Origin of the sequence: Sphingomonas sp., from assembly GCF_036677245.1 — a bacterium.
In the GTDB taxonomy this organism is placed as follows: domain Bacteria; phylum Pseudomonadota; class Alphaproteobacteria; order Sphingomonadales; family Sphingomonadaceae; genus Allosphingosinicella.
In genome coordinates this window covers 1-3,043 of record NZ_JAKFCG010000064.1, presented here as the reverse complement: position 1 = coordinate 3,043, position 3,043 = coordinate 1, and the positions used below count along the sequence as shown (strand labels likewise).

General features: G+C 68.1%; 4 protein-coding genes. 2 read left to right on the top strand and 2 right to left on the bottom strand.

Annotated elements, in window-relative coordinates; all coding sequences use genetic code 11:
- The coding region (locus V6M48_RS07520) for an alpha/beta fold hydrolase (RefSeq protein ID WP_332811917.1) at positions 1–261 on the top strand (261 nt) is incomplete at its 5' end.
- A gap of 32 nt (positions 262–293) precedes the next feature.
- On the opposite strand, the gene V6M48_RS07515 is transcribed toward V6M48_RS07520, so the two are convergent.
- Both V6M48_RS07515 and V6M48_RS07510 read right to left on the bottom strand, forming a co-directional pair.
- Positions 294–1,052, bottom strand: coding sequence for an alpha/beta fold hydrolase (locus V6M48_RS07515; RefSeq protein ID WP_332811916.1), 759 nt, complete (start codon positions 1,050–1,052; stop codon positions 294–296).
- A 199-nt stretch (positions 1,053–1,251) separates the two neighbouring features.
- Positions 1,252–1,701 carry a DMT family transporter gene (locus V6M48_RS07510; RefSeq protein WP_332811915.1) on the bottom strand — a complete coding sequence of 150 codons (450 nt, stop codon included), beginning with the start codon at positions 1,699–1,701 and terminating at the stop codon, positions 1,252–1,254.
- A 223-nt stretch (positions 1,702–1,924) separates the two neighbouring features.
- On the opposite strand from V6M48_RS07510, the gene mmsA reads away from it, so the two are divergent.
- A partial coding sequence (mmsA, locus tag V6M48_RS07505) for a CoA-acylating methylmalonate-semialdehyde dehydrogenase (protein WP_332811914.1) occupies positions 1,925–3,043 on the top strand: 1,119 nt, incomplete at its 3' end.

Sequence of the window (3,043 nt, the reverse complement as noted above, 5' to 3'; positions counted from 1 at the left end):
ATGGTCGCGAACATGACCGGCGGCGGCGGCTGGCGCCTGACCCGCGACAATCTCGCCCGGATCGCCTGTCCCTCCCTGGTCTTCTGGTCGCGCCAGAATCCGACCATGCCCTGGGAAGTCGGCGAGGAAGCGAGCCGCATCATTCCCGATGCGCGCTGGTATCTGATGGAGGATGCCGGCCACTGGCCGCAGTTCGAAAAGCCCGCCGAGTTCAACGGCGTGATGGGCAATTTCCTGCGCGAGGTTTCCGGCCGCGTCTGAGCGCAGGAGGGGCCTTTTACCTGCGTCCGCCTTCAAGCTTCTGCCGGAACCGCCTCTTCGAGCAATTCGGCAAGCCGCTCGGGCTGATCGAGCATCACGTCGTGGCCGCAGTCGACGATCGCCGTCGTCCAGCCCGCATCCTGCGCTACCGTCGCGTGGAAGCCCTTGAACAGGCCGCCGTCGGCATAGCCGCTCGCGAAGATGTAATGCTTGTTCGCAATCCTTTCGCGGCCGGCGACCGACGGCAGCTTTTCGGTGAAGGTGCCGATCGGCTGGAGCGTGCACAGCGCATCGACCCGCGCGCGATCACCCTCGTTGACGGCGAACAAGGCCGCCGACAGCGGCGTGATGCCGACCCCGCCGTTGGCGCCGGCATCGGCGAGGAAGTCCGCCACCGGCAGCGGCACGATGTCGAACAGGCAATCGCCGGCTTGCGGGATGAAGGCATCGAGGAAGACGATCGAAGCGATGCGGTCGGAGACTTGCTCGGCGACGCCGGTGATCACCATGCCGCCGTAGGAATGGCCGCACAGCACGACATCGTCCAGATCCTCCCATTTGATCAGATTGACGACGTCGGCGATGTGGGTCGAGAGCGTGATCGCGCCGCTGAACAGATGGGCGCGGTCGGCGAGCCCGGACAAGGTCGGCGTGTACACCTGGTGGCCGCGCGCGCGCAGCAAGGCGGCGGTGCGCGCGTAGCACCATCCCCCATGCCAGGCGCCGTGGACGAGCACGAATGTGGCTCCTTGTTCGGGCGGATACCCGGTTTGGGTGCGTGCCTCGCTCATCGCTGTCTCCCCCCTCGTTGCTGTAGAACACGATAGTCCGGCGCGTCACGCGCGTGAAGCCGTGCGCCGCGCTGTCATTCCTCCCCGGCACGGGGAGGGGGACCACCCGCAGGGTGGTGGAGGGGCTGCTCGGCTGGCAGGGGTGCCGCCCCTCCACCGCTTCGCGGTCCCCCTCCCCGTGCCGGGGAGGAATAGCGCCTCAGCCCCTGCGCACCAGCACCACGCCGGCGACCACCAGCAACGCTCCGCCGACCCGGACCAGGCTGATCGGGTAGCGTGGCATCCCGAGCGCACCGATATGGTCGAGCCACATCGCCGTCAGGATCTGCCCGGCGATGCCGATCGTGATCAGCGCGGCGAGGCCGAGCCGCGGCGCGGCATAGGCCGCGACGGCGACGTAGACCGCGCCGTAGAGGCCGCCGAGCCAGGCATACCAGGGCAGCGCCGCGAAAGGCGCCGTCCCGGGCCGGTTGCCGCTCGCCAGCCACACAGTGAGCAGCGCCGCGGTGCCGACGGCGAACGAGAGCAAAGCGGCGAGCACCGGCGAGCCCCCGGCCTTGGCGAGCATGACGTTGGTCGGAGGCTGCAGCGCGAGCAATCCGCCCCCGAGGAGCACCAGCAGGATCGGCATTATCAGGGCTGGATTCATCGCCACCGCCTTTTTCCGAGACCTAGCCCGGCACGGTGCGCGCGTGAAGCCGTGCGCCTCTGATCGCGCGCCCCATTGGCGGACCCCATGAGCACTGGCGTTGCGCACCCGAGCCGCGACGGCTATTTCGCTGCCCAAGCTGCACTTATGCAGTGCTGACCTGCACGCCCGTGCCTTGCCTGCACGGCTTCGGGTCGCCACTCTCCGCGCCCAGGAGGATGCCATGCGAAACATCGATCATTTCATCGGCGGCGGCGCTTTTGCGGCCGGCGAGCGCCAAGGCGACGTCTACGATCCCAACAACGGCCAGGTGCAGGCGCGGGTGCGCTTCGGCGGCGCGGCTGACCTCGACAAGGCGGTGGCGGCGGCGCTTGCGGCGCAGCCCGCCTGGGGCGCGACCAACCCGCAGCGGCGCGCGCGCGTGCTGTTCAACTTCAAGGCGCTGGTCGAGCGCGACATGGACGCGTTGGCGCACCTGCTCTCGTCAGAGCACGGCAAGGTGATCGCCGACGCCAAGGGCGACATCCAGCGCGGGCTCGAGGTGATCGAATTCGCCTGCGGCATCCCGCACACGCTCAAGGGCGAATATACCCAGGGCGCCGGGCCGGGGATCGACGTCTATTCGATGCGGCAGCCGCTCGGCATCGTCGCCGGCATCACACCGTTCAACTTTCCGGCGATGATCCCGATGTGGATGTTCGGCATGGCGATCGCCTGCGGCAACGCCTTCATCCTCAAGCCGTCGGAGCGTGATCCGTCGGTGCCGGTGCGGCTCGCCGAGCTGATGATCGAGGCCGGGCTTCCCGAGGGCATCCTCCAGGTCGTGCACGGCGACAAGGAGATGGTCGACGCGATCCTCGACCATGACGAGATCCGGGCGATCAGCTTCGTCGGCTCGTCGGACATCGCCCATTATATCTATTCGCGCGGCACCGCGAACGGCAAAAGGGTCCAGGCGTTCGGCGGCGCCAAGAACCACGGCATCGTCATGCCCGATGCCGATCTCGACCAGGTGGTGAATGACCTTGCCGGCGCCGCGTTCGGCTCGGCCGGCGAGCGCTGCATGGCATTGCCGGTCGTGGTGCCGGTCGGGGACAAGACTGCCGAGGCGCTGCGCGAGAAACTGGTTCCGGCGATCGCTGCGCTGCGCGTCGGGGTCTCGACCGACGCCGACGCCCATTACGGCCCGGTGGTCAATGCCGCCCATCGCAAGCGCATCGAGGATTATATCCAGCTGGGCATCGACGAAGGCGCCGAGCTGGTCGTCGACGGCCGCGGCTTCGCGCTGCAGGGCCATGAGCAAGGCTTCTTCATCGGCCCGACCTTGTTCGACCACGTCAAG

Excerpts from the sequence above, each read along its gene's own strand:
- V6M48_RS07510 (WP_332811915.1), bottom strand. The coding sequence starts at position 1,701 with ATGAATCCAGCCCTGATAATGCCGATCCTGCTGGTGCTCCTCGGGGGC.
- V6M48_RS07515 (WP_332811916.1), bottom strand. The coding sequence starts at position 1,052 with ATGAGCGAGGCACGCACCCAAACCGGGTATCCGCCCGAACAAGGAGCC.